General features: G+C 47.6%; 22 protein-coding genes. 4 read left to right on the top strand and 18 right to left on the bottom strand.

The annotated features are described in order from the left end of the window. Window positions 1-42: 42 nt before the first annotated feature. The 6 genes from AB432_RS09895 to AB432_RS09870 form a co-directional block, all read right to left on the bottom strand. Entirely contained in the window at window positions 43-2,214 is a 2,172-nt protein-coding gene (locus AB432_RS09895) for a RelA/SpoT family protein (protein ID WP_048032144.1), read from the bottom strand. A 383-nt stretch (window positions 2,215-2,597) separates the two neighbouring features. Then, the gene (locus AB432_RS09890) at window positions 2,598-3,110 is read right to left on the bottom strand and encodes an adenine phosphoribosyltransferase (protein ID WP_017247577.1); all 513 of its coding nucleotides are present in this window, start codon (window positions 3,108-3,110) and stop codon (window positions 2,598-2,600) included. 12 nt (window positions 3,111-3,122) lie between these two features. Then, a complete protein-coding gene (gene recJ, locus AB432_RS09885; RefSeq protein ID WP_048032143.1) occupies window positions 3,123-5,471 on the bottom strand; it encodes a single-stranded-DNA-specific exonuclease RecJ in 2,349 nt (782 codons plus the stop codon). A gap of 115 nt (window positions 5,472-5,586) precedes the next feature. Continuing rightward, window positions 5,587-6,519 (bottom strand): protein translocase subunit SecF, encoded by a 933-nt coding sequence (secF, locus tag AB432_RS09880; protein ID WP_048032142.1) that lies wholly within the window; start codon window positions 6,517-6,519, stop codon window positions 5,587-5,589. Beyond that, a complete protein-coding gene (gene secD, locus AB432_RS09875; protein WP_048032141.1) occupies window positions 6,509-7,744 on the bottom strand; it encodes a protein translocase subunit SecD in 1,236 nt (411 codons plus the stop codon). Before secD ends, secF begins: the two co-directional genes overlap by 11 nt. A gap of 175 nt (window positions 7,745-7,919) precedes the next feature. Continuing rightward, window positions 7,920-8,156, bottom strand: coding sequence for a post-transcriptional regulator (locus AB432_RS09870; protein ID WP_048032140.1), 237 nt, complete (start codon window positions 8,154-8,156; stop codon window positions 7,920-7,922). A gap of 87 nt (window positions 8,157-8,243) precedes the next feature. Between AB432_RS09870 and spoVB the strand changes: the two genes are divergently transcribed. Further along, window positions 8,244-9,830 (top strand): stage V sporulation protein B, encoded by a 1,587-nt coding sequence (spoVB, locus tag AB432_RS09865; RefSeq protein WP_048032139.1) that lies wholly within the window; start codon window positions 8,244-8,246, stop codon window positions 9,828-9,830. 3 nt (window positions 9,831-9,833) lie between these two features. Here the strand turns inward: spoVB and AB432_RS09860 are convergent, their stop codons facing one another. Beyond that, window positions 9,834-10,547 (bottom strand): DUF421 domain-containing protein, encoded by a 714-nt coding sequence (locus AB432_RS09860; protein WP_048032138.1) that lies wholly within the window; start codon window positions 10,545-10,547, stop codon window positions 9,834-9,836. A 68-nt stretch (window positions 10,548-10,615) separates the two neighbouring features. Further along, a complete protein-coding gene (gene corA / locus AB432_RS09855) occupies window positions 10,616-11,593 on the bottom strand; it encodes a magnesium/cobalt transporter CorA (RefSeq protein ID WP_007717563.1) in 978 nt (325 codons plus the stop codon). A 130-nt stretch (window positions 11,594-11,723) separates the two neighbouring features. Between corA and AB432_RS09850 the strand changes: the two genes are divergently transcribed. Next, a complete protein-coding gene (locus AB432_RS09850) occupies window positions 11,724-12,140 on the top strand; it encodes a TIGR04086 family membrane protein (protein ID WP_048032137.1) in 417 nt (138 codons plus the stop codon). Between the two features lie 49 nt (window positions 12,141-12,189). Here AB432_RS09850 and yajC read toward each other — a convergent pair whose 3' ends face one another. The 9 genes from yajC to AB432_RS09805 all read right to left on the bottom strand — a co-directional run bounded on the left by yajC (window position 12,190) and on the right by AB432_RS09805 (window position 19,588). Further along, on the bottom strand, window positions 12,190-12,510 hold the full coding sequence (gene yajC / locus AB432_RS09845) for a preprotein translocase subunit YajC (RefSeq protein ID WP_048032136.1): 321 nt from the start codon (window positions 12,508-12,510) through the stop codon (window positions 12,190-12,192). An 18-nt stretch (window positions 12,511-12,528) separates the two neighbouring features. Next, entirely contained in the window at window positions 12,529-13,659 is a 1,131-nt protein-coding gene (gene tgt, locus AB432_RS09840) for a tRNA guanosine(34) transglycosylase Tgt (protein ID WP_012685587.1), read from the bottom strand. A 117-nt stretch (window positions 13,660-13,776) separates the two neighbouring features. Next, on the bottom strand, window positions 13,777-14,805 hold the full coding sequence (gene queA, locus AB432_RS09835) for a tRNA preQ1(34) S-adenosylmethionine ribosyltransferase-isomerase QueA (protein ID WP_048032135.1): 1,029 nt from the start codon (window positions 14,803-14,805) through the stop codon (window positions 13,777-13,779). A 43-nt stretch (window positions 14,806-14,848) separates the two neighbouring features. After that, the gene (locus tag AB432_RS09830) at window positions 14,849-16,783 is read right to left on the bottom strand and encodes a SpoIID/LytB domain-containing protein (protein WP_048032134.1); all 1,935 of its coding nucleotides are present in this window, start codon (window positions 16,781-16,783) and stop codon (window positions 14,849-14,851) included. 158 nt (window positions 16,784-16,941) lie between these two features. Next, complete coding sequence (locus AB432_RS09825; protein ID WP_048032133.1) at window positions 16,942-17,160, bottom strand: DUF2905 domain-containing protein; 219 nt, start codon at window positions 17,158-17,160, stop codon at window positions 16,942-16,944. Further along, window positions 17,157-18,155, bottom strand: a complete 999-nt coding sequence (gene ruvB, locus AB432_RS09820; RefSeq protein WP_048032132.1) for a Holliday junction branch migration DNA helicase RuvB — start codon at window positions 18,153-18,155, stop codon at window positions 17,157-17,159. Before ruvB ends, AB432_RS09825 begins: the two co-directional genes overlap by 4 nt. 4 nt (window positions 18,156-18,159) lie before the next feature. Further along, complete coding sequence (ruvA, locus tag AB432_RS09815; protein ID WP_048032131.1) at window positions 18,160-18,777, bottom strand: Holliday junction branch migration protein RuvA; 618 nt, start codon at window positions 18,775-18,777, stop codon at window positions 18,160-18,162. Beyond that, complete coding sequence (gene ruvC, locus AB432_RS09810; RefSeq protein WP_012685580.1) at window positions 18,774-19,274, bottom strand: crossover junction endodeoxyribonuclease RuvC; 501 nt, start codon at window positions 19,272-19,274, stop codon at window positions 18,774-18,776. Before ruvC ends, ruvA begins: the two co-directional genes overlap by 4 nt. 122 nt (window positions 19,275-19,396) lie before the next feature. After that, window positions 19,397-19,588 carry a hypothetical protein gene (locus AB432_RS09805; RefSeq protein ID WP_048032130.1) on the bottom strand — a complete coding sequence of 64 codons (192 nt, stop codon included), beginning with the start codon at window positions 19,586-19,588 and terminating at the stop codon, window positions 19,397-19,399. Window positions 19,589-19,774: 186 nt separating this feature from the next. On the opposite strand from AB432_RS09805, the gene AB432_RS09800 reads away from it, so the two are divergent. Beyond that, the gene (locus AB432_RS09800; RefSeq protein WP_235617653.1) at window positions 19,775-20,806 is read left to right on the top strand and encodes a hypothetical protein; all 1,032 of its coding nucleotides are present in this window, start codon (window positions 19,775-19,777) and stop codon (window positions 20,804-20,806) included. 85 nt (window positions 20,807-20,891) lie between these two features. On the opposite strand, the gene AB432_RS09795 is transcribed toward AB432_RS09800, so the two are convergent. Further along, on the bottom strand, window positions 20,892-21,464 hold the full coding sequence (locus AB432_RS09795) for a BofC C-terminal domain-containing protein (RefSeq protein ID WP_048032128.1): 573 nt from the start codon (window positions 21,462-21,464) through the stop codon (window positions 20,892-20,894). Window positions 21,465-21,680: 216 nt separating this feature from the next. Here AB432_RS09795 and AB432_RS09790 point away from each other — a divergent pair, with 216 nt between their 5' ends. Beyond that, window positions 21,681-23,669: a bifunctional 2',3'-cyclic-nucleotide 2'-phosphodiesterase/3'-nucleotidase gene (locus AB432_RS09790; RefSeq protein ID WP_048032127.1), complete on the top strand. Its 1,989-nt coding sequence runs from the start codon at window positions 21,681-21,683 to the stop codon at window positions 23,667-23,669. The last annotated feature ends 11 nt before the right edge of the window (window positions 23,670-23,680 follow it).

The raw sequence follows: 23,680 nt of genomic DNA, 5'->3' as shown, positions 1-23,680 counted from the left end.
TCCTTCCTGTTAGCTAAACAAGAACACCCAATCCACAAAGGATCAGGTGCTCAGTATCCGGCGAACCGAATAAATATCTTTGATGCGCTTGATGCGCTCTACTACTTTCAACAGATGATCCACATTGCTAATCGAGATGGTCATATGAATCGTTGCCACTCGATTTTTATCTGACTTGCCACTGACAGCCGCAATGTTCGTCTTTGTCTCTGCCACAACCTGCAATACATCGTTTAACAGTCCGCTCCGATCATTGCCCGTGATCTCGATCTCTACATGGAAATTATGTTTGAAATCGGTATCCCATTCCACATCAATCAAACGCTCTGTACATTCGTCTGTCAGTACGTTCGGACAGTCCAGTCGATGCACCGATACCCCACGACCTCTTGTAATGAAACCGATAATCTGGTCGCCTGGAACAGGTGTACAGCAACGAGAAATACGGACGAGCAAATTATCCAAGCCACGGACTTTGACGCCAGATTCACTCTTGGCAGAACGATCTGCTGGATTCGGTTTGACCTCAGGAATCGTCGGGTTTTGTTCTTCGCGCTCCCGGCGGAGTTTGTCTACAAGACGAGTCGCAATTTGCGAAGCCGTAATGCCACCATAGCCAACTGCGGCAAACATGTCTTCTGCCCCTTGGAAATTAAACCGGGCTGCCGCTTCCTTCAGGTTTGTTTCCGTCATCGCTTCTTTAATATCAAAGCTACGCGACTTGATCTCCGCTTCCACCATCTGCTGACCTTTGGCGACATTCTCTTCCCGCTTCTCTTTTTTAAACCACTGTTTAATTTTGTTGCGAGCATGCGCGGATTTGGCCATCTTTAGCCAATCCTGACTAGGACCGTACGAATGCTTGGAGGTCAGGATTTCGACGATATCGCCTGTTTTCATCGCATAGTCGAGCGGGACAATCTTGCCGTTCACTTTGGCGCCGATCGTTCTGTTTCCTACCGCAGAGTGAATCCGATAGGAGAAGTCCAGTGGTACAGAGCCTTTTGGCAACTCGACTACATCGCCTTTTGGCGTGAAGACGAAAACCGTATCGGAGAAAAGATCCTGCTTGAGACTCTCCATGAACTCTTGCGCGTTCGGAGCTTCTTCCGATCCACCTTCAATAATCTCCCGCAGACTACCGAGCTTCTCTGCAAAAGAGCCTTGCACGATGCTTTTGCCTTCCTTGTACGCCCAGTGAGCCGCGATCCCGATCTCAGCTGTCTGGTGCATATCCCAAGTACGGATTTGCACTTCCAATGGCTCACCTTTTGGCCCAATCACTGTGGTATGAAGTGATTGGTACATGTTCGTCTTTGGCATGGCAATGTAATCTTTGAATCTGCCTGGCATCGGCTTCCACAAGGTGTGCACGATACCCAGAACCGCATAACAGTCGCGGATGTCATTCACGATGATCCGCAACGCCAGCAGGTCATAAATCTCGTTGAACTGCTTGTTTTGTCTCGTCATCTTTTTAAAGATGCTGTAGATATGCTTCGGACGTCCCGAAATTTCAGCCTCGATATTTAACTCGCCCAGCTTTTCTCTGATCGTATCCGATGCTTCATTCAGGTAGGCTTCGCGCTCCACCCGTTTCTTTTGCATCAAATTCACAATCCGATAATATTGTTGCGGATTCAAATACCGAAGCGCCGTATCTTCCAATTCCCATTTGACGGAAGCGATCCCCAAACGATGGGCAAGTGGCGCAAAGATTTCCAGCGTTTCATCGGAAATCTCGCGTTGCTTCTCCTCGGACATGTGCCGAAGTGTCCTCATGTTGTGCAGACGGTCTGCCAGCTTGATCATGATGACGCGGATGTCCTGTGCCATGGCAACCAGCATCTTGCGGTGGTTTTCGGCGAGCTGCTCTTCCTTGGACTTGTATTTAATTTTTTCCAGCTTGGTCACTCCATCTACCAGGAGAGCTACATCCGGTCCGAACTGCTCACGGAGATGATCAAGCGTAATCTCGGTATCTTCCACGACATCATGCAAAAATCCAGCCGCAATCGTAACGGCATCCATGTGCAGGTTTGCAAGAATACCCGCCACAGCGATTGGGTGCATAATGTAAGGAACACCTGATTTGCGTATTTGCCCTTCATGCGCTTTTTCGGCAAGCTGATAGGCACGTGTAATCAGGTCCAAATCCGATTGTGATAAATAGGTGCTTGCTTTTTTTACTACCTCATCAATGCCGGTAATCATAGTTCCCTTCCCTTATCCTCTCAGTAAAATAACCTCGTTCGAGGCCTTCTCACGGAGGAGCGACCGCATTATAGCGGAAAGTTTCACCGAAGTATTGCCGGAAGCAGACGCTGAGGCACTTCGTGATGCGCTCCGGAAAGTTTAAGCCTGGACGCATTTCGCACTGTGAAGCACTTGAACTTTCCTATACGTCTAGAAAACTTGGGCTTTGCCAAGCCTTTTGGCGCAGGCGAAGGCTTACTTGCACGTATCATGTCTGTCTATTTCATACTATTATCTTGTATGTCGTTCGTCTTGTAAAGCTGAATTCCCCTGTAAAGTATGTACAGCCCCAGAAAAAAGAAAAAAACGGGCATTTCACCCGTTTTTCCTTGTTACATCAATTAATATTGAACGAGCGATTTGATAGGAATTTCACCTATTTTGCTACGTCCATCCAAGTAGGACAGTTCGATGAAGAAGGCAGCTCCTACCACTTTGCCTCCGAGTTGCTCAATCAAATTGATTGTTGTCTCAATCGTTCCACCTGTCGCCAGCAAATCGTCAGCAATCAGAACACGCTGACCTGGTTGGATAGCATCTACGTGTACAGCCAGTGCATCTTTTCCATACTCCAGGTCGTAATCCGCCTTGATGGATTCATATGGCAGCTTACCTGACTTGCGGATCGGCACAAAGCCAATTCCCATTTCATACGACAGTGGAGCACCTACTACGAATCCACGTGCTTCTGGACCCGCAATCACGTCTGCTTGTACTTCACGCGCGAACACAGCCAAGTCTTGAATCGCAGCTTTGTAAGCAGGGCCATCCTTCAAGAGAGTAGTGATGTCCTTGAAACGAATACCTGGCTGTGGAAAATCTGGGATAACACGAATGTATTGTTTAAAATCCATGAAAAATTCCTCCTAAACGGTGGTTGGTTCCACCAATTGATGAAGCGCTTGAATCATTGCATCAGAAGAAGAAAGCAATAAATCCGTAGCAAGCTGTGCTTCTTCCTTCCAATTCGCGTAGAGCATAGAGCTCTCGAGCGGTCTTTTCGCAGTGTTGGCCTGCAACGTGTACTGTTCGGCCTCTTCTACTAAAAACTCCAGCTCCATAAAGATGGCAATCATGCCGTCCAATAGATTTCTTTTCCATTGCAGCTTTCTGGCCAATGCATCCATGTGGATTTTTTTAACAGTTGGCACCTGGACGAAAAACTGGTACAACTGTTTAAAATGATCCCGGCCCGGACAGGAAAGCCGCTCCATTCCCAAATCCGGATCACCAAACAAGCAGTATATGCGCTCCGCTTGTTTGAGCAAGACACGAACCACTTCCAATTCGGAACGATGCTTCGGCAAATCATACAAAATCACGTTGGAAGAGGTTGTGATGTCAGTCCCCTCTCGTCCAACCACGAACAAGGAATTCACCTGATCGCTAGTCGCTTTCGCTGCCAATGGCTCGTAGCTTTCCTCGCGAAACAGAACGGTCACCGAATTTGACTCCGCCATTACTTGCTGCCATTTCTCTATCTTGTCACGACTGCCTCGCCAGTCAAACACTTGCTGGTGTCCAACAGACAAATCACGGATCGTCAGCTGAGGCTTTCGATTTCCGTTCCATTCGTTTACAGACAATTCTCCCAATACGTGAAAACGTGCCTTGGGCGTTACTCTCTTTGTTACATGTGCCCAGTTGAAGCCAATTGCATCCAAAGAGGTACCCGCTTTGTTCAAGGTACACTTCAAATGATTGTCATCGCGCCCAATAGTGCGCATCCCTTGCGTTTCTACTTCTTCTAACAAAACGAGCGGTGTTGGATTCCCCATTCCATATGGGGCGAGCTGTTCGAGTTGCTCCGCCGCGGTCAAGCTGATCTCTTCCATGCTCATCGCAACGTCCACCTTGGTCATCGGCGTGAAGTCTTCCGCGGACAACCACTCTCCAGCGAGCTCGTTTAACTTTTGGCGTAAGAAGTCGAGATTTTCTACAGGCAAGGTCATCCCCGCTGCCATTGTATGACCGCCATAGTGCGGTAGCCACTCCTTGCAAGCAGTCAGACCTTCATACATATCAAAACCTGCAATGCTTCGTGCCGAGCCTTTTGCTGTTCCTTTTTCCGGATCAATGCCAAGCACAATCGTTGGACGGTAAAAAAGCTCGACCAATCGGGAAGCTACGATCCCTACCACACCCACGTTCCAGCCTTCTTTAGCTAGAACGAGAACATTGTTCTGGTCAGGCGGATACAGCTCATTCACCATCTGTACAGCTTCCTCAGTCATCGCTGCGACAATTTCCTGACGTTCGCGGTTTAAGTCGTCCAGCGCCTGGGCACATTTCTCTGCTTCGTCCATATCCGAAGTCGTCAGCAATTTCACAGCAGATTCAGCCGTCTCCAGCCTTCCACTCGCATTCAGACGCGGTCCTAGCGCAAAGCCTACATGTCCCGCAGACAGCTCGGTATCGGCCAACCCACAAACTCGGATTAAGGCTTGCAGACCAAGATTCCTTGTATGATTTAAGCGCTTTAATCCTGCTCGAGCAAGAATGCGATTTTCATCTACCAACGGCACCAAATCCGCTATCGTCCCCAATGCAGCCAAATCAGCTAAATGCAATGGCGGTTCTTTCAGCAAGGCATGCCCCACTTTAAAGGCGACCCCCACTCCCGCCAACATATCAAACGGGTACGAACAGCCGGGCTTCTTGGGGTTAATCACAGCAAATGCCTCCGGGATGATTGCCGGAGGTTCGTGATGGTCGGTTACAATGACGTCAAGACCCAACTGATTCGCGTACGCTACCTGCTCCACTGCACTGATCCCTGTATCGACAGTGATGATCAGCTTATAGCCGCTATGATGCAGATGCGCCAATGCGTCTTTATGTAACCCATACCCTTCTGTAAAACGGTTGGGAATATAGTAGTCAAAAACAGCGCCGAGTTGGCGCAGTAGATGTACCATTAGCGATGTGGAGCTAACCCCATCGGCGTCGTAATCGCCGTATATGCAAATCGGTTCTTGCCTTTGAATGGCTTGTTGAATGCGATGCACGCTTTGTTCCATTCCATCCAGCAAGAAAGGGTCATGAAACAATTCTGGGCCGGCTTGTAAAAAGTCACGAGCCTTTTGTGATGTGTCAATGCCACGTATCACCAGTAGCTTGGATACGAGCGGAGTAAGCTGGCAATCTGCGGCAATACTAGCAGCAAGCTGCTCATCATAGGTGGCCAGTTTCCAGCGTGTTTTCGCTTTCAGCATGGGCTTTCCTCCAATCCTCATTCATTATAGAGGATGGAGCCCAAGCCTGACAATAGTGAGGCTTTCTCCGGTAAAAAAAGGAGAAAACCGCGGGAATATCCCCGCGGCTTTCGGCTTAGCTTTCGTTTGGAGCAGTTGAAAAGCGCTTCTTGTTCATTTCTCTCTTTTTCAAAGAAACCCAGATTTGCGCAGCGATAAAGATCGAAGAGTAGGAACCACTGAGCAATCCGAAAATCAGTACGAGGGAGAAGTTGCGAATCCCTTCGCTTCCCAAGAACACAATCGCAACGGCTGTCGCCAAAACGGTTACCACGGTAAAGACAGAGCGGCGCATGGTCTGCCACAAGCTCACGTTTACCAGGTGTTCCAGGTCTTCAATTGTCTTGGTCTTCATCACGCGTTCATTTTCACGGATACGGTCAAAAATAACAATCGTATCGTTCAACGAATAACCAACGATCGTCAAAATCGCTGCGATAAAGGTCAAGTCAACCTCGAGTCGAAACACGGAAAACAACGCGATCGGGATAAATACGTCATGCAAGAGAGCAATCGCACACGCGACCCCGATCAAGAACTGGAAGCGGAACGCTACGTAGATGGCAATCCCAAGTGCAGCGAACAAAATTGCCAGACCGGCATTGCGTACCAATTCTTGTGCAATAATCGGATCAACTGTAGACTCTTGCTTGGTTACCTGATCACCATACTTGGCTATCAATGCCTGTTCAATCTCCGTCAGCTTTTCTGGCGGAATGGTTTCTTCAAAGCGTGTATAAGCCTGTTTTTCCCCATAGGCTGTCACATTCGTAAAATGCGTCTCCGGTAGCTTTTCCCGGACGATTGCATCAATATCAGTAGTCGAGAAGTCTTTCCCGATATACATATCCAGACGTGTACCTGCCTTAAAATCAACCCCGAGATTCAACCCAAAAGTGAACATGGACAGCAGGCCCAATGCAAGAATAATCCATGAAATCACAAAAAACTTCTTACGGTTTTTTACAATGTTGTACTTATCAGCGTACTCTAGTGCTCTATAACTCACCAATTTCACTCTCCTTTACCCCGAACCAAGACGGCTTCTTGAATAGGTTCGTACGGATCAACAAGCCGAGGAGGAAGCGAGAGGCAAAAACGTTTGTAAAAATACTTACGATCGTTGTCAGCATCGAGATAATCGCAAAGCCTTGGATAGAGCTAGTCCCGAAGAAATACAATACCACAGCTGCGATCAAAGCCGTAACCTGCGCATCCAAAATGGTGACCAAGGAACGTCGTTCACCTGCACGGAATGCAGATAGAATCGTCTTACCGGAACGGATCTCTTCCTGAATACGTTCATAGGTAATAATATTCGCGTCCACGGCCATCCCGATTCCCAAAATGAAACCAGCAATCCCTGGCAGTGTAAGCGTCGCATCCATCCAATCCAAGAAGAGCAGGGAGAGATAGATAAAAGCTGCCAATGTAATATTCGCTACCAGACCTGGCAAACGATAAACCACCAGCATGAACAGGAAGATAAAGGCTCCACCGATATATCCTGCATACAAGGTTTTTTCCAAGGACATCGCACCAAGTGTAGCCCCTACAGATGTTACCTGTTTCTCAATCAGTTTGGCCGGCATTGCACCGGAGTTAAGTAAGTCAGCCAACTCTTGCGCCGATTCTTGCGTGTAGTTACCGGTAATTTGTGCACTACCACCGGAAATGACAGACTGAATCGTTGGGTTGGTCTGCATTGTATCATCTAGGAAGATTCCCATTGGTTTACCAAGATTTGCTCGAGTCACGTCTTCTAGAAGTTTTGGTTCTTTAAATTTGACGGTAACCAACGGTCTTTTCAGTTCGTCGTAACCAACTGCTGCTCCCCCTGGCGCCAAATCGCTACCTCTCATCAACGTCTTGCCTTGTACGTCACGGAACGTAAGTACGGCTGGCTTGCCGATCAACTCGCGAAGCTTTTCCTGATCAGCATCATGGGAAGCAATCTTCACGCGGATTCGGTCCGGCAGCTCGACGTTTACCTCTGGTTCAGTAACGCCACCGATATTCACCCGTTTTTCAACCATTTGTGCTGTTGCAGCCAATAATGTTGTATCGACCTTTTGTCCTTCATTCAGGGGCTCTACCTGATACAAAATCTCAAAGCCACCCTTTAGATCCAATCCTAGTGTGATATTGCTTGCTACTTGTCCAGTCGTGGTAAACAAACCGCCCAACAAGCCCACCACAACCAGGAACAAAACAAGTCTGCTCCATTTAATCATGTAATACCCCTCTTTCCTAGCCGTGCCTCGTCGTCGACACGAAAACCAATATGCCCATTATAGCGAAGTAAGAAAAAACGTGTCAATTGATGCTGGAAAAGCGAACCATGGTAACCAACCCCTTATCTTGCATCGCGCGTTTTTACCTATACGATTTAGATAAGAAGAAGTTTCACTAAGAATTTTTGTACATTTGAATCATGAGGTAATTCATATACTTGTTTGGCTTCAAGGACAAAATGTCGTTGACAAGCTGGTGAATCGGCGGCATTTCTTTATAGCTGTTCGTGACGCATTCCCAAACGTCTTCAGGTGCCACATTGTCGTACCCCAAGAGAGCAAATTCCTCTGCCTTACTTGCACAAAGACTTGCGACTTGCCCATACCATTCCTGTTTTTGCGCTTGGTCCATCCCAATTTCCCCCTCAAAGTAGTCATGCCGACAGCGGCACGTCCATATTCTTTACTGAGTGAATTTATCCTTGCAAAGGAGCCTTCCATGAAACAATCCTTCTTTTACGGAACGGTCATCCTCATTATTGCTGGTGGCATCACCAAAGTGTTTGGTTTTGCTCACAGGATCGTGTTGTCGCGCATTATCGGAGCGGAAGGAATGGGGCTTTATCAAATGGTTGTGCCCCTTTTATACTTTCTGATTACTGTGACGACATTCGGACTTCCGGTTGCCATTGCAAAGCAAGTGGCAGAGACGGAAGCGGCTAATAATCCGCGGCTGACTCGCCGATTTCTATTACTAGCCTTGTCGGTCGCCGGCGGGATCAGCCTCTTCATCTGTGTCCTGCTCCTCTTGTTCTCTCAATGGATTTCTGGAATGCTCTTTGCGGACCCTCGTGCACACATTGTTCTGCTCGCAGCCATTCCGGTCATCCCGATTTCCGGCATTTCTCTTGTTCTGCGAGGGTACTTCCAAGGCAAGCAAAACATGATCCCTACTGCGGTTTCTCAGCTTATAGAGCAGGTCGTCCGAATGGCATTGGTCGTTGTCATGACGATGTCGTTTCTTTCGGCAGGCATTGAGTACGCCACAGCAGGTGCTGTCGCCAGCATTATTTTTGGAGAAGCCGCCGGACTCTTGTACATTCTCTGGCAGTATCGCAAAGGCAGCAAAAAAGCAGCAGCTCAGCTTCTGGATAAGCCCCTTCTCATGACGGTTTCAGCAAGCAAAAAGAGCTTGTCGCAACTCATCCATGTCGCACTCCCTGTCACGCTTAGCCGTATCATCGGCTCCATCGCTTACGTGCTAGAGCCGATGCTCGTACCGTACGCACTCGTCATCGCAGGTTTTACCACCTCGACTGCTACTGGTTTGTACGGGCAGTTTGCCGGAATGGCCGTCCCTTTGTTACTTTTTCCCACTTTTTTAACGTATTCCTTGTCCGTTTCCCTCGTTCCTGCCGTGGCGGAAGCGGCCTATCAAAAAAATGCCCCACTCGTGCATCGCCGCATTTATCAAGCCATGCGGATTACACTCGTCATCGGAGCACCTTGTACCGTCTTGCTCACCATTTTTGCAGAACCGTTATGTGTCCTGCTCTACGGCAATGAGTATCGGGAGGTTGGCGTGCTGCTAAAAGAGCTGGCACCGTTCTCCGTCTTCCTGTTTTTCCAAGCACCGCTTGCAGCCGCCTTGCAAGGCCTCGATTACGCTCAGGTCGTCTTTCGAAATACGCTGATTAGTGCCATCGTCAAAACTGTCGCCATGTTTTTTTTCACGGCACATCCAGCATTCGGCATTCACGGCGCTGTCATTGCTCTTAATATCGGCATTACACTTGGAACTTTATTACATTTTGCCAGTCTGATCAAAAAAATCGGTTTTACAGTAGACCTTCGGGAATTCGGCAAAATCGCGGTCGCTATGCTACTCATGGGTTATTCCGGTTCCTACATTGCCAAGCACTGGTTTACGGACGTATCAATTGGACAGCTATTGACTGCAAGTACCTTCATTAGCACCCTGCTGTACTTTGTCCTGCTCGTCGCCATGCGCGTCTTGGGCAAGCAAGACGTGCGTCGTATTCCGTGGATCGGCGAACAACTCGCCGTGTTCTTCCCTCGCCGCTAGCGCTTATTGCAGCGGCTTGTCTTTTTTGTCCAAATACATGATGCCACGTTCGTCAATGCTGCAAAAAGAAACCTCTCGAATGTCTTTGATTCCGTATTTCCGGATTTCTCGTTTCAGCCAAAGCTGGTTTTGTCCGATCTTGTTCAGTGCCTCCGTCCTCACCTTGCCATCGAGAATCAGTGGAATGGGCAGACCTTTGTACGAGACAGGACCGACTTGCGGCTTTTTCATCAACGAGAGATCTTCCCTCGTAACTTTGTCTTTTTGCTCCTTTAAAAACACACTCATCTGTCCGGTTGGCTCCAACAACGCAAATTCAACATCGGCAATGTTTTTTACGTCTTTTTGCCGCAGATGTACCATCAAGTCATCCATGTTCAAGCGATTGCGACGCATCGCCTGCTCCCTGATTTGCCCATTTTCTATAATCAAATCGGCAGAGCCGTCCACAGTATCGCGGAATTTCTTGCTCTTCAATGACACATAAGCGAAAGCGACTTCCAATAAGGCAATCAACAGCATCGGCAAGTAAAACCGAAGGGCGGGCTTATCGACATCCTCAATCGCCAGTGCAGCCATTTCTGCAAGCATGATCGAGATGACTACATCAAAAACGGACAGCTTTCCCAATTCCCGCTTTCCCATCAACCGCACTAAGATCAAGAGGAAAAAATACGAGAAAAGGGTGCGAAGTAACACCATTGTAAGATTATCCACTTGCGCTGCCCCCCAAAGAACATTTGATACTAGTGTTCAACAGGGGGCAGGGAAAGTATTAGCACCAATTACAGCCACTTTCGCTTGCGGAAAATGTGGAGCATGGCAAACGTCATCGCTAGCATAATCACGAGTGCCACGATCAGCATATACGGTTCGGCTTCTTCACCCAGCCATGCAAAAGTATTCATCCCGAATAGTCCGGTGATAAATGTCAACGGAAGGATGATCGTAGAGATGATCGTAAGAACCCGCATCGTCTCCGTTGTTTTGGCGCTAATGATGGTGTAGTACGTATCCAACGCACCGTTAACCAGATCACGGAAGGTTTCCGTCGAATCCGAAATCCGCTCCAAGTGGTCTGTTAGGTCGGTGTAGAACGGAACGTTTTCCTCGGAAATATCGAAGGAGTAGCGGCCGTTGACGTTCGCGAAAATTCTTTTTTGCGGCATGATCACACGCCTGATTAAAATAATCGTTCGCTTCAACGCCAGGAACTCTTCGGTAATTTCCTCCATCTGATGTTCATAAATCTCGTCCTCCAGCTCGTCAATCCGCACACTAATCCGATCAATAATGGGAAAATATTCATCGGTAATCCCGTCTACAATGGCATACAGCAAATAGTCAGGACCTCTGTTCAAGTAAGAAATGTTGCGGTGACACATGGCAGCGATCCGACCGATGGTATTCATCGGGGACTTGTGGATCGTCACGATGTAGTTAGGGCCGAGAAAAACGTTCAGTTCTACCGTTGTGATCTCGTCATCGCTTTCTTCATTGTAACGCAGGGCGTGAAAAACGAAGAAATAGTAGTCATCGTACTTGTCTACCTTGGCACGTGGACTGACGTGCAGGCAGTCCTCAATTGCCAACGGGTGAAAGTCGAAAATCTTGGCAATATAGGGCAGTTCATTGTTTCCCACATCATACAGATCGATCCAGAGAAGATCCTCTGGTGATTTCAGCCATTGATCCTTCGTTGCCAGATCAACGTCGTGAAACATCTTCTGTTCAGAGTGGTTATAAAAGTACGTTTTGATCAATCTTCCTCACCCCCGTCTCGTTCCCCATCCATCATACGAAAATTCCTATCAATGTTCAACGCGAAGATGAATACGTGAGCCAAGCCTCTCATATAGATGTACAAACACTTCCAATAAGGGGGTACATACCGTGCGAAGTGCATCCACCTCTGTACTGACAGGTCTATTGTATACGACATGTCTTGTTTTAATTGGAGCGTTACTCGCGACCTTGCTCCTTAGCTTCACCTCGATACGAGAAGGCACGCTGCCCTATTTTACGTACGTAATCAATGCCATCGCCCTTTTGATCGGGGGATTCGTTACTGGACGTCGTTGTGGCGGCAAGGGCTGGTACTATGGCGGACTTACCGGACTCACTTACTTCCTTTTCATCCTCTTGATCGGCTTCCTCGGCTTTGACGCCCCGATGCAATGGGGGACCTTCCTGTTCTTGTTCGGCGCTTTTGGCGTGGCTGCGTTAGGTGGGATTCTCGGCGTGAATTCGGCCAATTCCAACAACAAACATAAAGGCAGTAAACCTAAAGTTATCAAGCCTCGTCGCTAAAACAAGACAGAAAAAAGCAGGTGGATCACCCACCTGCTTTTCGCATGTATTATTTGGATTCTTCTTTTGCTTCTTCGATCTTTGCTGGTTCACTCTTTGCAGGTTCGTTGCTGGAAGAAACTACGCTGTTGATCGCACCACGATCGAACGTAACGTTTACGTTGTGAGCAATACGCAAAGTGATAGTATCATCAGACAGGTCTTGGATCGTTCCATGCACTCCACCGATTGTTACGATCTTGTCGCCTTTTTTCAGAGCACCAAGCATAGCGTTGCGTTGTTTTGCCTTCTTTTGTTGCGGACGAATCAGCAAGAAGTAAAAAATCGCAAACATGATGATAATCGGTAAAAACTGAGTCAAGCCTTCCATGAAAAAAATCCCCCTCGATTAAAAAGATCTATCTTCACCCAATCCATATTGAGCGAAAAACTGGTCGCGGAAATCTTGCAAGCGGTCTTCGGCAATCGCCTGACGCACCTGTTCCATTAACTTCACCAAGAAGTGCAGGTTATGGTAGGTAGTTAATCGGATTCCAAAGGTTTCCTCCGACTTGACCAGGTGTCGGATGTAAGCACGTGTGTAATTTTTGCAGGTGTAGCAATCGCAATTTGGATCAAGTGGGGTAAAGTCTCGCGCGTATTTTGCATTGCGGATGACCAATCTTCCCTGGCTTGTCATGCATGTCCCATTGCGGGCAATTCGTGTCGGCAACACACAATCAAACATGTCGATGCCGCGGATTGCTCCCTCGATAAGAGCATCTGGCGAACCAACCCCCATCAAATAGCGGGCTTTGCTTGTCGGAAGCAGTGGAACGGTATGCTCCAGCACTTCGTACATCAAAGGAAACGGTTCTCCCACGCTCAAACCGCCGATCGCGTATCCTGGGAAATCCATGGAAACGAGATCGCGAGCACTTTGTGCGCGTAAATCGTTGAACATACCACCCTGAACGATTCCAAACAACGCTTGTTCGTTTGGACGAGTATGCGCCTTCAGACAACGCTCTGCCCAGCGGGTTGTTCGCTCCATTGATTTTTTTACGTAATCGTACTCCGCAGGATAAGGAGCACACTCATCGAATGCCATAAAAATATCAGCACCCAACGCGTTTTGAATCTGTGTAGCCTCTTCAGGACCAATAAACAGCTTTTCGCCGTTTAGGTGGGAACGGAAGGATACTCCTTCCTCCGTGATCTTGCGGAGGTTACTAAGGCTAAACACTTGAAAACCGCCGGAATCAGTCAGAATCGCACGGTCCCAATTCATAAAGCCGTGAAGTCCGCCTGCCTCCCGAACAATTTCATGCCCTGGACGTAGAAACAAATGGTAGGTATTACTGAGGATGATGCCCGCGCCAATCGCTTTTAACTCCTCGGGGCTCATCGTCTTTACTGTCGCTTGTGTACCGACAGGCATAAAGACAGGGGTGTCAATCGTCCCATGAGGGGTATGTAGCTTACCGAGACGTGCACCAGTTTGTTTGCATGTTTTGATTAACTCGTAGCGTACAGCCAACTCTTTGCACTCCTCAAGCTATGTATGTAAGTCTTACCTATTATAGAAAAACTTCTGGATGAAGTAAACCCACCTGACTAATAAGTATACACTTATACAGGTGGGTTGTTCACATTTTTATAAAATAAACATCGCATCGCCAAAACTGAAGAAGCGATACTCCTCTTCCACAGCCGTTTTGTAGGCACGCATCACATTCTCTTTCCCAGCCAAAGCACTGACTAGCATGACAAGCGTAGACTTCGGCAAATGGAAGTTTGTCAGGAGCCCGTCCAGGATGGAAAACGTGTAGCCCGGGTAAATGAAAATATCCGTCCAACCAGAGGTTGCGACCAGCTTTCCTCCATTCGCGCGTCCTACTGTCTCCAATGTGCGGCAGGATGTCGTCCCGACAGCGATTACTCTTCTACCTTCTGCTTTTGCCTGGTTCACCAGCTCTGCTGTTTCCTCAGGAATCTCATAGTACTCCGCGTGCATGACATGTTCTTCTACGGAATCCGCTGATACAGGGCGAAAAGTCCCAAGTCCCACATGCAGTGTCACGTAAGCAAGCTGTACGCCTTTTGCAGCGATTTGCTCCAAGTATGGCTTCGTGAAATGGAGGCCGGCTGTCGGAGCTGCTGCTGAACCGCGCTCCTTCGCATAGACTGTCTGGTAACGTTCACTGTCCTCCAGTTGTGCGTGAATATACGGAGGCAAAGGCATCGAGCCTAATTGGTCGAGAATTTCATAAAAAATTCCCTCGTACAAAAAGCGCACGATTCGTCCACCAGTCTCTGTCACGTCTTCACAAACACAACGCAATAGACCGTTACCAAAAACCACTTCTGTCCCCGGCTTCATCCGCTTCCCGGGCTTCACCAGCGTTTCCCAGCGATCGTCACCAAGTGATTTCAACAAAAGGATTTCTATTTTCGCACCAGTGTCAGCCTTCTCTCCAATCAGTCTGGCAGGTAAAACGCGGCTGTCATTCATGACGAGTACGTCCCCTGCTTGGAGATGATCGATTAAATTGGTAAATTGCTGATGAACGATATTGCCTGTTTGTTTCTCTAACACGAGCAATCTCGATGAAGTTCGGTCTTCTAGCGGGTGCTGGGCAATCAAATGCTCCGGCAAATCAAAATCAAATTGTTGCACGTCCACGAAATCGTTACTCCTTTTTGCGGTAGATCTTGTGGCAAACGACTTACTTTTCGATTGTCACATCCTGGTAGTAGTGTTGCAAGATATCTTTGTAGTCATACCCTTCCTCTGCCATTGCACGAGCTCCGTATTGCGAAACACCAAGTCCATGCCCAAAGCCAGTGCCTCGGAAGATGAATTGCGAGCCATTGACCATTTCTACTTCAAACTTCGTGCTGCGCAGAGGGGAGCCACCTTGTTGAAATACAGAACGGAAAGCATCCGGTGAAGAAACGACGATCGATTTCCCGTTTGCTTCCATCGCGATCACACGTCCAGATGGACCGCGTTCTGTCACTTTCAGGCTCGTTACGTTTCCTGAAATGCGCGGAGCTTTGTTCTTGTCATGCGCGGCATTGATCATAGCTGCAACCTCTGTAGAGGTAAACGGACCACGCGTCCACGAATATGCATTTTCTTCTTTTACTTCTGAGAGGATCGTTACTTCTGCACCAGTAGGGAGTACGGACAACACACGATGCGTCGTTGTACTTGGACCTGAGCGCAAATTGGTATTCTCGGTCGAAATGACCGCGATTCTTTTTCCCTCTGAATTGCTCTGGCCTGTTTCAGTTACCAGATCATTTCTTACATAGCCAAGCGTTCCATCTGCTAAAGCCACGCGGTACCATACGCTCGCATTGTCCATTGGATAGGTGTCTTTACTCTCGACAGAGCGCAAATAAGGAACTGGATTGCCCCATACTTCTGTGCCGTCAGCAGTCATGCCGCCAGCATTGGAATAGAAAAGTGACTCGGCTGGTTTGCCTTGGTAGTAAATGATTTCGCCTTCTGTCTCGTCGACGGCCTTACGTACATCATCAGACTCTTTTGTATAGCCATAGTACGCCTGTTCGAAAACCGTGTCTGATACATTGGCAACTCCATACTTATTTCCTTGCCATACAGCACGAGTTCTCGACAGGACTGCCTGTGTTTTCAATGCTTCCATCGGCCAGCCCGGAGCCATTTCAGAGCCAACGACTCCATACAGATACTCTTCCATAGGAAGCTCATTTACTAGCGTCAAGTGACCATTGTATTCCGATAGCTCCATCTCACCGCGATAGGTGCGCTGCTCTCGCTCCACAACGCCAATCACCGATTCATCGCCTGCTTTATTCGCTTCGACAGTCAGCTTTACTTGAGGAGAGAATACATACTTCCAAATCACTTCATCCGGTGATCCGTATACATCCTGCTTCAATATAACATAAGATTGACTGTCTGGCTCCTGATAGGAGAAAGAAGGAATTGCGGCGTTTGCTCTTCGTTTCAATTCTTTCACAGCTTCTGGACTAACCTCGTCGCCGATCCATACCGCATATTTGACTTTATCCCCATCTGATACCATCACGGGATAAGCAGGAATACCCGCTGCTTCAAATGACGCTTGCCATTGTTCTGCTTCCTGTAAGCTTTTGAATTTACCCGCTTCGAGTCGATGTGGACCTTTTACCAGCGGATTCTGCCCGATTACTTGGGCAACCGTTTTTGCCTGATTGGCAGCAGCCTGATACGTGTCATACGTCCCGCTTACGACCTGATAGACGGTCTGGCCGTTGCGCTTTGCCACCTGGATGGAGCCCTCGTATTTTCGTTGGCTCATTTGCTGTGCAATCTGCTGTGCGCGATTCCAGTCACCAGTTTCGGCAACGATCAAATGATATTCATCAACCCGGTAACGAGTTGCATCTCCTTTTAATTCGGGTAAATCTGTCTTGCCCTCGGGTCCATTGAGTACGACTTCCATTCCATTTTCAGCCGTCAGCGTAACGGAAGGAACTACTCCCCGATAGCCTTGTCCTGTATCCACAAATAGCGCAACTCTAATATCGTCGCCGGCTGCCTGCGCTGGTACTTGTCCTCCTACGAGAACTACTGATAGCAGGCCCACCGAAAGGACTTTCCCCATCCATTTCTTTCTCATGTCGTCCATTGTCCTTTCTCCACCTGATTTTCAACAAAAATTGGCATGTCTTCCCATGTTTTTCGACAATCACAAGCTGATCTCCTGCCTTTTTCGTAAAATGGGACCAAACGCCCGCACGCAAAAAAACCACCGGAACGATGAGCTCCGATGGCCTTCACACTTGCCTATTTAAACAGTCGGAATAAATACATGCCAAGAGACAAAACGATGCTAATCACAATACAAGTCACAATCGGAAAGTAGAACTTGACGTTTTCCTTTTCTACCACGATATCTCCCGGCAAACGCCCCAGCGGCAAAAATCTGCCTCCTACCTGCCACAAAAGACCGATTACGATTAAAGCAGCACCACTAATAATAAGTAGCTTGGCTACAGGATTCACGATTTCATCTCCCGACCAAAGTGTTGGTACGCACTCGGGGTGAGAACACGCCCCCGCGGCGTCCGCTGCATGAAGCCAATCTGCATGAGATATGGTTCGCAAACATCTTCTACCGTTTGTGACTCTTCTCCGATTGTTGCTGCGATCGTATCCAGTCCAACCGGACCACCGTCAAAGCGATCAATAATCGCTAGCAATAGTTTATGGTCGATATGATCGAGACCGCAGGCATCGACTTGCAATCTTTCCAGCGCTTCTTTGGCAATCTCTGTCGTAATGACGCCTTCGCCTTTTACTTGGGCAAAATCGCGAACTCGCTTCAGCAAACGGTTTGATACCCGGGGTGTTCCCCGTGAACGTCTGGCAATCTCCTCTGCTCCGCCTTCTCGAATGACAACCTGCAGGATGTCGGCTGCCCGTGAAACGATGAAGGTCAGTTCCGGAACTGTATAAAACTCCAGGCGATTTACAACCCCAAAGCGATCTCGAAGCGGCGCCGACAGCATACCAGCTCGCGTCGTGGCCCCGACCAATGTAAATGGCGGCAAATCCAAACGAACACTGCGAGCACTTGGCCCTTTACCGATAATGATGTCCAGCGCAAAATCCTCCATAGCCGGATACAAAACTTCCTCTACGCTTCGGTTGAGCCTGTGAATCTCGTCGATAAACAGGACATCCCCTTCTTGCAAATTCGTCAAAATCGCCGCCAAATCACCCGGCCGCTCAATTGCTGGACCAGAAGTCGTGCGGATATTCACACCTAGCTCATTTGCGATAATTTGCGAAAGGGTCGTCTTCCCCAGACCAGGCGGACCGTACAGCAATACGTGATCCAACGACTCTTTCCGCATTTTCGCTGCTTCAATAAAAATTTTCAGGTTTTCCTTCACGTGCTGTTGACCGATGTACTCGTTTAAATAGCGAGGACGGAGGCTCAGCTCCGCCGCATCTTCTTCCCAATTCATATGCGTCGTGATGATCCGAGAATCCAAAATCCTACCCCCTCATGAGCAACGCAAGCCCTTGTTTGATGAGCTTTTCTACACCATCGCCCTCTTTTGATTTCTCAGACAGCGTGTTTCTGATTTTTTGCAGTTCACCATCAGAGTAACCCAGTGCGGTCAATGCATCGAGTGCTTCGTTCAGTGCAGACACAGCTTGCTCGCCTGCTGTCAAATCACCCGCTGCAACAGTCAAAATCGCAGATGGTGTGTACCCTACCAATTTATCCTTCAAATCGAGGATAATGCGCTGGGCAGTCTTTTTCCCAATCCCCGGAAATTTCGTCAAATAGGTAACATTCTCCTGTTGAACCGCCATCACCAGCTGCTCGGGAGTCGCCGCAGCCAAAATCGCCAATCCGCCCTTTGGACCGATTCCGCTAACATCAAGCAGCTTGCGGAACAAATCACGTTCGTCACGGGTAGCAAAACCGTACAGCAGAATAGCATCTTCCCGTACGTGGTGGTGGGTAAACAATTTGGTTTTGCTGCCTTCATATCGAACGAATTGGTACGGATTTGGACAGAACAGTCGATAACCAATTCCGCCGGTTTCGATAACTATGTATTCCGAATCGAGATAACTAAGTGTACCTTCTACAAAATCAATCATTTCTTGACCCCTTCCGAAATGGAAATGAACGCGCGAAACTGTGCGTGCGTAATAGCAATGCCCAATGCGTCCGCCACGTCGTCAGGCTTTGGTACTTCTTTTAACCGCAATAGGAGCTTCGTCATTTCCTGTATTTGCTTCTTCTCTGCTCCCCCGTATCCAGTCACGGCTTGCTTGACCTGCATCGGGGTATATTCATAGACCGGCACACCAGCCAGCTCTGCCGCAAGTATAATAACCCCTCGCGCTTGACCAACTGTAAAGGCCGTCGTCACGTTTTTATTAAAGAAAAGTTTTTCGACGGACATTTCATCGGGACGATATGTTTCCAAAAGGCTCTGCATTGCCTCAAAAATCTGTTTTAATCTAAGTGGCACTGGCAATCCTGCTTCTGTCTGAATGCTTCCGTATTGGACGGGACGCAATTGGCTGCCCTCTTTATCCACAACCCCGAAGCCAACAATCGCAATACCAGGGTCAATTCCTAAAATGCGCATAGTCCACTCTCCGTGAGCAAAGATTCTACTCTCTACTGTAACACAAAGCACAAAAAAAGCGAACGTGCATTTCCATATAAAAACCCGCTCCCTATTATAAGGAACGGGTTATACGGCGTCTGTTAGTGTTTGTTCATTCCGAGTGACTCTGACACATCATGCTGCATGTGGGCATAGTCGTCTACGCCACTCTGCATGTGCTCTTTGATCTTGTTGATCTGTTGGTAATTGAGCTTGTTGTGCCCCTGATTCAACTGAACGTACAAACGCTGATGGAACTGGTCTTTGTAGCTACCTCTAGGCATGGTAGACATAGTCTAAAGACTCCTCCTTCGATCACCGTATGAAATCAGTATGGCGTAAGCGCAATGGCGTTATGATACCAAGATTTACGCCACATGAGCCAGACATTTTATTGAAACGATAAGCAGTGGAGGTGTTGGTTGTTGCGAAGCAAAGTCCTTATTTTTTGTATATGCTTAATCGTAATCGCACTGTCAATGCCATACTCTGTGTTTGCCAAAGTCAAGAATGACATCACGGTCACCGTTTCAGTGTCACCCGAGTCCTCCTTCCAAACGACCATGTCCTTCCGTGATCAAAAGCAATTTACGAAGCGGCTATTGGGTTCTGCTACCAAAGTCGCCTCTTACAACCCTCACTGGATACGCGCTACATTGACTGTAAAAAAACGAACGTATGTATATGATCACGATGGCCAGCTTTATGAGAAAAAAATGCCTCGTCGTTATATATTGGCAAACGATGTTCGCCAGCGGATTGAAGAAATGGTCAAGTCCGTTGAAGCTATCCATTTTGCACAAGCCATACCCTGGGAACAGGTGAAAAAAACGTTGAAACGGATGGAATTCGGTACCGTAATTGATTTAGAGACAGGACAACGATTTGATGTCCAACGCCGAGCAGGTAGTCGCCATGCTGATGTTCAACCGTTGACACGCAAGGATACACAAATCATGAAGAACATTTACCAGGGAAAATGGTCGTGGAAGCGAAGAGCCATTCTGGTTGAGGTAGACGGTACTTATTTTGCAGCATCCATGCACGGAATGCCGCATGGCGCTGGTGCGATTAAAGGAAATGAATTCCCGGGGCATTTTTGCATCCACTTTTTCGGCAGCTCCACCCATCGACGTACAGAGCCCGATCCCAGTCACAGCATGATGATTCTCAAGGCCTCCGGAGCACTTGCGACTACAATAAAAGGGGCGTCTCCTGAAGAACTCGTCGGCTATTTCCTCACCGCTCTGCATGAGCATGACACCCATGCGATGCGAATGACAACCGACGGATTCTCACTTCCTGAAGGGCTGACCACGATCGAATCTGTGCGATCGTCAGAAATCGTCATCCCGTCAGACGAACGCGGTCCCTTCCTGATAGAGGTTCCTGTTCGGCTCTCATACATCGCCCGGGAAGGCGGGAATTTTCGACAGACATGGACGTTTCTTTTGCACCGGGAAGTGCCGGGGGAACGTTGGCGAATCATTGCGGTTGAACTAAATCCTTAGCAATGGAAACAAAAATCCCTTTCCAGTCCAATACGTGCTTGTTACACGAAAGGCTCGAAAGGGATTTCTTTTGGTTCACCCGTTTTCATTGGCCACTCCATTGGTATTCGCCATAGGTGGACAATACGCTGTTATACTCTGCCAAATTCCGAATGCGAATCCCACGTTTCAGATTCTCCCATTCCTCTTTTGGCAGACTCGCTTCCATTTTCGCAGTATCGATTCGATAAAACGTTTGCACGACATCTTGCTCAGCAGGCAGACCATGAAAGAGAGTAAGCATGCCGTCCGCAGCTATTCCGATATGTCCATTCTCCTTGCACGCTGGCGCTATATCCTGCTCGCGTTTCATCAAGATCATCTTGACAGGTTCTGCTTGTACAATTTCCCATCCATGATAGTTACCCATAACGTCTGCCAGTTGCTCGGTATGAACAGACACATGTTCTTCCTCTCGCACCCCACACAAATAGTGGCGAGCTAAAACCAGTTCGTACGAATTACCTGCTACTACATCCGCTTTGCCTGTATAGTTTAGGAAACGAGCAAGGCCCGAATCATTTTCGTCCTTTCCTACTAACAGGATACCGACTACAACGCCTGTGGCTAAAGCTGCACCCCATGTCGCATAGACCATCCATGTTTTCTTCTCAGTCACATTGAACCCCTTCTTTATATAGGCTTTTCTTCCTATCATTGCCACAAAGAAAAATGGACATACACGACTAATGGGGGATTGATCTTATATTTTTTTATTTTTGTCAATACAAAAAATTAATATACTATTTCATCTAGCTATCTATCCAGGGTCTGAATCTAATGATAAACTATTTTTGCTTGGCATTATTGTAAACTTATGGAGGTCATTTCAAACATGAAAAAAACGAACAAAAAAATGCTGACTGCTTTTCTCCTCAGCACTTCTTTGGTTGTTGGCGCACTCTCTTTTCCTCTTACTCCTGTAAGCGCGCAAACAGGTTCTGTCCTCAAGCTCCGCCTGTTGGAAACGACAGATATCCACACCAACATCGTTAACTATGACTACTATCAAGACAAAAACACAGACGAGTTTGGCCTAGCAAAAACAGCCACATTGGTCAAAAAAGCAAGAGAAGAAGTGAAAAACAGCATCCTGATCGACAACGGTGACTTGTTGCAAGGAAACCCATTGGGCGACTACGTAGCAAAAATTGACCCGTTGAAAGCTGGAGATACTCACCCTGCTTACAAAGCAATGAACCTGATGGACTATGATGTTGCCAATATCGGTAACCACGAGTTCAACTTTGGTTTGGAGTTCTTGGACACCAGCTTGAAGGGTGCGAAATTCCCTTACATAAACTCCAACGTCTATGTAGACGACAAGGACAAAAACCCGAACAATGATAAAAACATGTACACTCCTTACGAAATTCTGGAGCGTACTTTTAAAGATGAGAACGGCAAAGATGTAAAACTCAAAGTAGGCGTAATCGGTTTTGTTCCGCCACAAATTATGCAATGGGACAAGGCTAACCTGGAAGGAAAAGTAATCGCGAAGGACATCGTGGAAACCGCCAATAAATTCGTTCCTGAAATGAAGAAAAAAGGTGCAGACATCATCATCGCGGTTCCTCACTCCGGAATTGGCCCGATAGAGGGTGGTCCTCAATTGGAGAACGCAAGCTACCAGCTGAGTAAAGTCGATGGTATCGACGCGATCCTGTTCGGACATTCCCACTCCGTATTCCCTGGTCCTGGATTCGATAAAATTCCAGGCGTTGATGCAGAAAAAGGAACGATCAACGGTAAACCAGCCGTTATGCCTGGCTTCTGGGGTAATCACCTCGGCGTGATCGACCTGACGCTGAAACAAGAAAAAGGCAAATGGACAGTGGCTGAGTCCGCTACAAAAGTAGTTCCGATCTATGACAAAGCGAACAAAGCATCCTTGGCTGATGCAGACAAAGCTATCGTAGATGCAGTAAAAGAAGATCACGATAAAACAGTTGAATGGGTTCGTTCTGCTGTAGGGAAAACATCTTCCCCGATCTTCAGCTACTTTGCACTTGTACAAGATGACCCATCTATCCAAATCGTAACCAATGCACAAAAATGGTTCGTAGAGAAAAACGTGAAGGGTACAGAATACGAAGGCATTCCAGTTCTGTCTGCTGGTGCACCATTTAAAGCAGGCGGCCGTAACGGAGTAAGCTACTACTCCAATATCCCAGCTGGTACAATCGCCATCAAAAACGTATCTGACCTGTACATCTACCCGAACACATTGAAAGCAGTTTTAGTCGATGGAGCTACGGTGAAAGAATGGTTGGAACGCTCTGCTGGACAGTTCAACCAAATCGATGCGAAGAAAACCGATGAGCAACCACTCATCAACGAGTCTTTCCCAACGTACAACTTTGATGTAATCGATGGCGTTACTTATCAAATCGATGTTACACAGCCATCCAAATACGCTGTAGATGGAAAAGTAGCAAACAAAGATGCAAACCGCGTGAAAAACCTGTCTTATAACGGCAAACCAGTAAAACCTGAAGACAAATTCATCGTTGTAACCAACAACTACCGTGCAAGCGGCGGCGGTGCGTTCCCAGGTCTGGATGGCAAAAACATCATAATCGATTCTCCAGATGAAAACCGTCAAATCGTAATCGACTACATCCTGAACCAAAAGAATATCGACCCAGCAGCAGACAACAATTGGTCTTTTGCTCCAGTAGATGCGAAGCTGAATGTTACATTCACTTCTTCTCCTGACGCGAAACCATTTGCTGAAAAATTGTCCAATATCAAGTTCATCAACGTATTGGAATCTGGGTTTGCGAAATTCTCTATTGATCTGTCCAAGCCTGCTTCCAAGTAAGCTTGTCACAA

The organism is Brevibacillus brevis, from assembly GCF_001039275.2.
In the GTDB taxonomy this organism is placed as follows: domain Bacteria; phylum Bacillota; class Bacilli; order Brevibacillales; family Brevibacillaceae; genus Brevibacillus; species Brevibacillus brevis_C.
This window is presented reverse-complemented; position numbering and strand designations above follow the sequence as displayed.

What these genes read in the sequence shown, in the direction of transcription:
- ruvC (WP_012685580.1), bottom strand. Translation starts at nt 19,274, where the DNA reads ATGCGCATTTTAGGAATTGACCCTGGTATTGCGATTGTTGGCTTCGGG.
- AB432_RS09830 (WP_048032134.1), bottom strand. Translation starts at nt 16,783, where the DNA reads ATGGACGACATGAGAAAGAAATGGATGGGGAAAGTCCTTTCGGTGGGC.
- yajC (WP_048032136.1), bottom strand. Translation starts at nt 12,510, where the DNA reads ATGGAAGGCTTGACTCAGTTTTTACCGATTATCATCATGTTTGCGATT.
- secD (WP_048032141.1), bottom strand. Translation starts at nt 7,744, where the DNA reads ATGATTAAATGGAGCAGACTTGTTTTGTTCCTGGTTGTGGTGGGCTTG.
- AB432_RS09805 (WP_048032130.1), bottom strand. Translation starts at nt 19,588, where the DNA reads ATGTCTACCATGCCTAGAGGTAGCTACAAAGACCAGTTCCATCAGCGT.
- AB432_RS09890 (WP_017247577.1), bottom strand. Translation starts at nt 3,110, where the DNA reads ATGGATTTTAAACAATACATTCGTGTTATCCCAGATTTTCCACAGCCA.
- AB432_RS09800 (WP_235617653.1), top strand. Translation starts at nt 19,775, where the DNA reads ATGCCATACTCTGTGTTTGCCAAAGTCAAGAATGACATCACGGTCACC.
- ruvA (WP_048032131.1), bottom strand. Translation starts at nt 18,777, where the DNA reads ATGATTGATTTTGTAGAAGGTACACTTAGTTATCTCGATTCGGAATAC.
- recJ (WP_048032143.1), bottom strand. Translation starts at nt 5,471, where the DNA reads ATGCTGAAAGCGAAAACACGCTGGAAACTGGCCACCTATGATGAGCAG.
- AB432_RS09895 (WP_048032144.1), bottom strand. Translation starts at nt 2,214, where the DNA reads ATGATTACCGGCATTGATGAGGTAGTAAAAAAAGCAAGCACCTATTTA.
- AB432_RS09870 (WP_048032140.1), bottom strand. Translation starts at nt 8,156, where the DNA reads ATGGACCAAGCGCAAAAACAGGAATGGTATGGGCAAGTCGCAAGTCTT.
- spoVB (WP_048032139.1), top strand. Translation starts at nt 8,244, where the DNA reads ATGAAACAATCCTTCTTTTACGGAACGGTCATCCTCATTATTGCTGGT.
- AB432_RS09790 (WP_048032127.1), top strand. Translation starts at nt 21,681, where the DNA reads ATGAAAAAAACGAACAAAAAAATGCTGACTGCTTTTCTCCTCAGCACT.